We start from the raw sequence: 7,279 nt of genomic DNA, 5'->3' as shown, positions 1-7,279 counted from the left end.
GGCTGGGGCTGGCGCGCCGGCATCGCCTATGAAATCCCTGACATCGCGCTGCGCGCGAGCCTCGTCTACAATTCGAAGGTCAAGCTCGACAACATCTCGGGCACGCTGGACTTGACGAATGTTGGCTTGGGTACGATCCCGATCTACGGCTCGACGCAATACATGCCGGATGTGGTGGAATTGAAATTACAGTCGGGCGTCGCGCCGGGCTGGCTCGCCTTCGGTTCGATCAAGTGGGTCAACTGGAGCGTGCTGCAGAGCGTGCCGATCTGCCCTGTGGGTGTTCCCGCCGCGCTTTGCTTCACGAATTCTCCAGCAGAGGTGACCTCGCTTGACCTGATGTATCGGGACGGCTGGACGGTTTCAGGCGGCATCGGCCACAAGTTCAACGATCAGTGGAGCGCCGCTGGTCAGCTTTCTTGGGATCGCGGCACCTCGCATGGTTATGGTGCCCAGACCGATACCTGGACGCTGGGCGGCGGCGTCGCCTACACGCCGAAGCCGAATATCGAGGTTCGGCTGGCTGGTGCGATTGGCGTGATGACCAGCGGCCATTCAGGGATATTGATTGGCGAGAACGGCAAAGTCGTCGGGGCGGATGCCAGCTACGACTTCGGCAACGATCTGGTCACCGCGATTTCGGGCGGCGTAAAGATCAAGTTCTAAGTCGCCACGAAGGATTGGGAAAAAAGCCGGGCAATGCCCGGCCTTTTTCGTTGTGCAATCAACGGCCTGGCCCGATCGGCCGACGTTATGTTGCATATGCGGGTCACAAACCGCGCCCTTCACAATTGTGACGTTTTAGCAACAGTTTATGAACAACCCCTGCGCTAGAAGTCAGGTCGGGGGAACTGCCCATTTCCCGCCATAAACCCGGAGCAACTCGAATAGGTCTCGGGATGCGTGCCAGGTTGGCCCGGCGATGAGGCAGGCCGCATTGAGGGGCGGCAAGGACGAGTATGGACGCCAGGGTGATCTCCAAGGCCAAGCTGCCCAGCCGCTACGTGACCGTTGGTCCGGCGCGCGCGCCGCATCGCTCGTACCTCTACGCCATGGGACTGTCGGCGGCCGAGATCGCGCAGCCGCTGGTCGGCGTCGCCAGTTGCTGGAACGAGGCCGCGCCCTGCAACATCTCGCTGATGCGCCAGGCGCAGGTGGTCAAGAAGGGCGTAGCGGCCGCCAACGGCACGCCGCGCGAATTCTGCACCATCACCGTCACCGACGGCATCGCCATGGGCCATCAGGGCATGAAGTCGTCGCTGGTGTCGCGCGAGGTGATCGCCGATTCGGTCGAGCTCACCATGCGCGGCCATTGCTACGACGCGCTGGTCGGCTTGGCCGGCTGCGACAAGTCGCTGCCCGGCATGATGATGGCGATGGTCCGCCTCAACGTGCCGTCGATCTTCATCTATGGCGGCTCGATCCTGCCCGGCAGCTATCGCGGCCGGCAGATCACCGTGCAGGACGTGTTCGAGGCGGTCGGCCAGCATTCGGTCGGCACGATCTCCGATGCGGAACTGCTCGAGATAGAGCAGGCGGCCTGTCCGTCGGCGGGTTCCTGCGGCGCCCAGTTCACCGCCAACACCATGGCGACCGTCGCCGAGGCGATCGGCCTGGCTTTGCCCTATTCCTGCGGCGCGCCGGCGCCCTACGAGATGCGCGACCGCTTCAATTTCGCCTCCGGCGAGAAGGTCATGGAGCTGATCGCCAAGAACATCCGGCCGCGCGACATCATCACCCGCAAGGCGCTGGAGAATGCCGCGACGGTCGTGTCGGCCACCGGCGGCTCGACCAACGCGGCGCTGCATCTGCCGGCGATCGCGCATGAGGCCGGCATCAAGTTCGACCTTTTCGACGTGGCGGCGATCTTCGAGAAGACGCCCTACATCGCCGATCTCAAGCCCGGCGGCAAATATGTCGCCAAGGACATGTTCGAGGCCGGCGGCATTCCACTCCTGATGAAGACGCTGCTCGACCACGGCTACCTGCACGGCGATTGCATGACGGTCACTGGCCGCACTTTGGCCGAAAACATGGAGCATGTTGCCTGGAATGACAGCCAGGATGTTGTGCGTCCCGCCAATCGGCCAATCACCAAGACAGGCGGCGTTGTGGGCTTGAAGGGCAACCTTGCCCCCGAAGGCGCGATCGTGAAGGTCGCCGGCATGTCGGAGCTGAAATTCTCAGGCCCGGCGCGCTGCTTCGATTCGGAAGAGGAGTGCTTCGAAGCGGTCACGCAGCGCAACTATCACGAAGGCGAGGTTCTCGTCATCCGCTACGAGGGGCCGCGCGGCGGACCGGGCATGCGCGAGATGCTGTCGACGACGGCGGCGCTCTACGGCCAGGGCATGGGCGGCAAGGTAGCGCTGATCACGGACGGACGCTTCTCCGGCGCCACGCGCGGCTTCTGTATCGGCCATGTCGGGCCGGAGGCGGCGGTCGGCGGGCCGATCGGGCTCGTCAAGGATGGCGACGTGATTTCGATCGACGCCGTGAAAGGCACGATCGAGGTGGCGCTGTCGGATGCCGAACTGGCGGCACGGGCAAAGAAATGGAAGGCGCGCAAGACCGACTATCAGTCCGGCGCGATCTGGAAATATGCGCAGACCGTAGGGTCGGCCCGCGACGGCGCGGTCACCCATCCGGGCGGTGCGAAAGAAACACACTGCTATGCGGACATTTGAGGTGTTGAGGTCATTTGTCTTGCCGGCACTGGTCGCTGTCGCGACCTTGGGCGCCGTCGGACAGGCCATGGCCTTCGACGACAAGGTGTTCGACGACAAGACCGGCGTGAAGCCGCAGTCGAGCCCGTGGGCCGTGTTCCAGTTCGGCTTTTCCGCCTACAAGAACGGCCACAAGGACCAGGCGGTCGAGGCCTATAAATACGCCGCCGAGAACGGCCAGATCGGCGCCACCTGGAAGCTTGCGCGCATGTATGCCGAAGGCGACGGCGTGGCGCGCGACGACTACGCGGCCTTCAAGTTCTTCTCGGAGATCGTCGACCAGGATGTCGAGCCGGGCTCGCCCGAGGAAAGCTATGTCTCGGACGCGCTTGTGGCGCTCGGCGACTATCTGCGCAAAGGCATTCCCGGCAGCCCGGTCGAGGAAAACGAGGTCGCGGCGCAGGAATATTACATGCGCGCCGCCGCCAACTACCGCAACCCGAACGCCCAGTTCGAGATCGGCCAGATGTTCCTGAAGGGCGAGGGCGGTGTGAAGGCCAGCGTCAAGCAGGCCGGACGCTGGCTGCAGCTCGCGGCCGAAAAGGGACATGCCGGCGCGCAGGCGACGCTCGGCAATCTCTTGTTCCAGAGCGGCAAGGTCGTGCGCGGCCTGGCGATGATGACGGCCGCACTTGAGCGGGCTCCGCCGGCCGATCAGCCCTGGATCCGCAGCATGCAGGAAGAAGCCTTCGCCGCCGCCGGCGAGGCGGACCGCCGCACGGCGATTTCACTCGCCGACGACATCCTGACCAAGGGCAACAACGGCGACCAGTAAGCGGCGCCAAATCTCCCCCTTTGGGGGGAGATCGGCAGCTCCTCAGTTCTCGGTAGGTTCCGTCGGCACCACGCTTGGCGTCGGCGTCGATATCGAGGTTGGGTGCAATTTCGGCGCCTGGCTTTCGCCGGGGCACACGTCCTTGACCTTCGTCCAGGACGTGTTGTTGAGAACCATGTCGCAGCGCGCAAGGTGACTTTCGCCGGCAACAGTCAGGCAGGCTGTCTCGCCGACCTTGAACGATTTGCCGTTGGCAAGGCACGCTTGGGCGGCCAGCACCGGCGCCGGTGTGGCAAATGCCAGCGCAACGCCGATCGGGCAAAGAACAAATCGGATCGTCATCGAACCCCCGCAACAGCCCGCATCAAACGCGCGATTTGTGGCAATATCAGGGTTCTGCGAGAGTTACCTGAATAGCTTCTTCAGGCCGGCTGCAAGGCGAGATCGATAGCCACCGGCACATGGTCGGAGGGTTTTTCCCAGGCGCGCACATGCTTTTCGACCGAGGCCGATGAAAAGCGGTTGGCGGCCTCGGGCGACAGCAGAAGATGATCGATGCGGATGCCGTTGTTCTTCTGCCAGGCGCCGGCCTGATAGTCCCAGAAGGTATAGACATCGGCAGAGTCGGTGACGGCGCGCACGGCCTCGGTGAAGCCGAGGTTCTTCAGGCGGCGGAAGGCCTGCCGCGTCTCCGGCTGGAACAGCGCGTCGCCGAGCCAGTTGTCGGGGAACCTGGCGTCGGCGCGCTCGGGGATGACGTTGTAGTCGCCGGCGAGCACCAGCGCTTCCTCGAGCCTCAGCCGTTCTTGCGCCCAGCGCTCCAGCCTCGCCATCCATGCCAGCTTGTAGGAAAACTTCCGCTCGTCATCGACCGGGTTGCCGTTCGGCAGATAGAGCGAGGCGACGCGCAGGGCGCCTTTGTCGGTCGAGAAAACGCCTTCGATAAAGCGCGCGTGGTCGTCGGCATCGTCGCCGGGCAAGCCGCGATTGACTTCGTCGAAGGGGAGCTTCGAGAGGATGGCGACGCCGTTGAAGCTCTTCTGGCCGTTGGTCTCGACATTGTAGCCCAGCGCCTCGATCTCGGCGCGCGGGAACTGATCGTCGAGGGTCTTGATCTCCTGCAGGCACACGATGTCCGGCGCGCTCTCGGTCAGCCAGTGGGTGAGGTTGCCGATGCGGGCGCGAACGCCGTTGATGTTCCAGGTGACGATCTTCATGGGGACCTCAATCTCGTTCCGGCGCAAGGCGCTCGACAAGGCCGATCGTATTGCCTGCGGGATCCTTTAGAAAGGCCATCCATTCGCTTTCCCCCGCTGGACCGAACCGGCCCTCGGTGTCGCGGTGCACGAGCGCGGGCGGCGCGGTGAAGGGAATACCGGCGGCCTTCGTCTCGGCATGGAAGGCCTCGAGACCGGCAATGTCGAGATAGACGGTGCCGGGCGGCACGCCGTCGGCGAAGAGGAGCCGCACATCGCCGGCCATGATGAAGGCAATGCCCGGCGGATCGTAGCGCGCATGCACGCTCATGCCGAGCACGCCCTGCCAGAAGGCCAGCGTCGCATCGAGATCGCGCCCGGCCGACAGCGCGACCTGGCGGACCGCGCCGATCGCAGGCATCGGATCGTTCAGACGGAAAAACTGGTGCCGCAGCCGCAGGAGGCGACGGCGTTCGGGTTCCTGATCTGGAAGGACTGGCCCATCAGGTCGTCGACGAAGTCGATCACCGAGCCGCCCATATAGACCAGCGAGAGGTCGTCGATCAGGATCGTCGCGCCGTCCTTCTCGATGGCGACGTCGTCGTCGTTGCGACTGTCGACGAGATCGAACTTGTAGGAGAAGCCGGAGCAGCCGCCGCCTTCGACGGAAACGCGCAAGGCGCTCTTGCCGGGTTCGCCAGCGACAATCTTGGCGATCCGCTTCGCGGCGGCGTCGGTCATCTCGACCTTCATGGCAGTCTTGGCATCCGCGCCCATCGGCGTCACCTTGCTTTCGGTTTCCCATGATAGGTATGAAGCGGGCGGGGGCAAGTCAACTGGTGGGCGAATGAGCAAGGACGCTCTCGGCGATATCGGATTCGGCTATCGGCCGCGCGCCGTCTATGCGAGCGATCCGGCGCGGTCGCGCGGCCGGCTGTTCGACGAGCCCGAAAGCCCGACCCGCACGCCGTTCCAGCGCGACCGCGACCGCATCATCCATTCCACCGCCTTTCGCCGGCTGAAACATAAGACGCAGGTGTTCGTCGCGCATGAAGGCGACCACTATCGCACCAGGCTGACGCATTCGATCGAGGTGGCGCAGATCGCCCGCGCCTTGGCGCGGGCGCTGCGCGGCGACGAGGACCTCGCCGAAGCCGTCGCCCTGGTCCATGATTTCGGCCATACGCCCTTCGGCCATACCGGCGAGGAGGCGCTGAACGAGAAGATGGCTGCCTGGGGCGGGTTCGACCACAATGCGCAGTCGCTGCGCATCGTCACCAGGCTCGAGCGGCGTTACGCCGATTTCGACGGGCTGAACCTCACCTGGGAAACGCTGGAGGGGCTGGTCAAGCACAATGGGCCGCTGACCGACGCAAGCGGGAAAGGGCTCAAGGGTCCCGTGCCGCAGGCGATCCGCGATTACTCCGAACTGCACGACCTCGAGCTCGACCGCTTCGCCGGCATCGAGGCGCAGTGCGCGGCGATCGCCGACGACATTGCCTACAACAGCCATAACATCGATGACGGCCTGCGCTCCGGCTTCCTGACGCTGGACATGCTGGAGGACGTCGGCCTGCCGGGCTCGATCCTGAAGGGCGTGCGCGCCCGCTCCCCGCAGCTCGATGACGTGCGCACCGGCCACGAGCTGATGCGCCGGCAGATCACGTTGATGGTGGAGGATGTGATTGCTTCCGCCACCGCCAATATCGAGCGCCTCAAGCCGGAGAGCGCGGATGCGGTGAGGGCGGCGGGCGAGACGATGGTCACCTTCTCCGCAAGCATGGCTGCCGAAGAGAAGGAGTTGAAGGCCTTTCTCTACAAGCATCTCTATCGGCATGCCGAAGTGATGCGTGTGCGGGCCGACGCCGAACGGATCGTTCGCGACCTGTTCGATGTCTATTTCGCCGATCCGCGCGCCATGCCCGACGGATGGCGCGAAGGGCTCGACCGCGCTGAAGATCGCATCAAGGCGCGCAGCGTTGCGGACTTCCTGGCAGGCATGACCGACACCTATGCGCTCAAGGAGCACAGGCGATTGTTTGACCATACGCCCGATTTGAGCTAGAGCCCGCTTCGAAACTCTACCCTGGCGGCCATCTGACGCGACTTTCTCCGCTTCCGGTGCTCACGGACTTAAATGTCCGCTCCGGTTCTCGAAAGCCACGCCATCTGACTCATCGGGGCGAGTTTCGAAGCGGACTCTTCCGGGCGGTCCGATAACCAATTTTCCAGAGCATACCCGATGAATATCTTCGCCGATTTCAACGCGCGGATCGTAAAAGCCGTCGAAACCCTTGATCTGAAGGGCAAGGATGGCGCATCGCCGGATCTGTCGCGCATCGCGGTCGAGCCGCCGCGCGACGCCAGCCACGGCGACCTTGCCACCAATGCGGCGATGGTGCTGGCGAAACCCACCGGACAGAACCCGCGCGCTCTTGCCGAGAAGCTGGTCGAGGTGCTGCGCGCCGATGCCGATATCGCGTCCGCCGACGTCGCCGGGCCGGGCTTCGTCAATCTCAGGCTGAAGGACGGGTTCTGGCAGGCGCATCTGGCGGCGCTGCTCGGTGAGGGCCGCAACTATGGCC

General features: G+C 64.2%; 8 protein-coding genes and 1 pseudogene. 5 read left to right on the top strand and 4 right to left on the bottom strand.

From position 1 onward, the window contains the following. From EOA38_RS22695 to EOA38_RS22685, 3 genes are all read left to right on the top strand, one after another. Positions 1-666 (top strand): outer membrane protein transport protein (locus EOA38_RS22695; protein ID WP_189434814.1); only part of this gene is annotated, 666 nt, incomplete at its 5' end. Between the two features lie 293 nt (positions 667-959). Continuing rightward, positions 960-2,684 (top strand): dihydroxy-acid dehydratase, encoded by a 1,725-nt coding sequence (ilvD, locus tag EOA38_RS22690; protein WP_126093389.1) that lies wholly within the window; start codon positions 960-962, stop codon positions 2,682-2,684. Next, complete coding sequence (locus EOA38_RS22685; RefSeq protein ID WP_126093390.1) at positions 2,671-3,498, top strand: tetratricopeptide repeat protein; 828 nt, start codon at positions 2,671-2,673, stop codon at positions 3,496-3,498. The genes ilvD and EOA38_RS22685 overlap by 14 nt, the downstream gene beginning before the upstream one ends. Before the next feature lie 42 nt (positions 3,499-3,540). Here EOA38_RS22685 and EOA38_RS22680 read toward each other — a convergent pair whose 3' ends face one another. The 4 genes from EOA38_RS22680 to erpA form a co-directional block, all read right to left on the bottom strand. After that, entirely contained in the window at positions 3,541-3,840 is a 300-nt protein-coding gene (locus EOA38_RS22680) for a hypothetical protein (RefSeq protein WP_126093391.1), read from the bottom strand. Positions 3,841-3,920: 80 nt separating this feature from the next. Beyond that, positions 3,921-4,715, bottom strand: coding sequence for an exodeoxyribonuclease III (gene xth, locus EOA38_RS22675; RefSeq protein ID WP_126093392.1), 795 nt, complete (start codon positions 4,713-4,715; stop codon positions 3,921-3,923). Positions 4,716-4,722: 7 nt separating this feature from the next. Further along, entirely contained in the window at positions 4,723-5,115 is a 393-nt protein-coding gene (locus EOA38_RS22670) for a VOC family protein (protein WP_126093393.1), read from the bottom strand. A gap of 8 nt (positions 5,116-5,123) precedes the next feature. Then, the gene (gene erpA, locus EOA38_RS22665; protein ID WP_126093394.1) at positions 5,124-5,471 is read right to left on the bottom strand and encodes an iron-sulfur cluster insertion protein ErpA; all 348 of its coding nucleotides are present in this window, start codon (positions 5,469-5,471) and stop codon (positions 5,124-5,126) included. A gap of 70 nt (positions 5,472-5,541) precedes the next feature. On the opposite strand from erpA, the gene EOA38_RS22660 reads away from it, so the two are divergent. Next, positions 5,542-6,759 carry a deoxyguanosinetriphosphate triphosphohydrolase gene (locus tag EOA38_RS22660; RefSeq protein ID WP_127300305.1) on the top strand — a complete coding sequence of 406 codons (1,218 nt, stop codon included), beginning with the start codon at positions 5,542-5,544 and terminating at the stop codon, positions 6,757-6,759. A gap of 177 nt (positions 6,760-6,936) precedes the next feature. After that, positions 6,937-7,279: pseudogene (locus EOA38_RS22655) on the top strand (arginine--tRNA ligase); the annotation flags it as partial.

Origin of the sequence: Mesorhizobium sp. M1E.F.Ca.ET.041.01.1.1 (genome assembly GCF_003997355.1) — a bacterium.
GTDB lineage: Bacteria > Pseudomonadota > Alphaproteobacteria > Rhizobiales > Rhizobiaceae > Mesorhizobium.
This window is presented reverse-complemented; position numbering and strand designations above follow the sequence as displayed.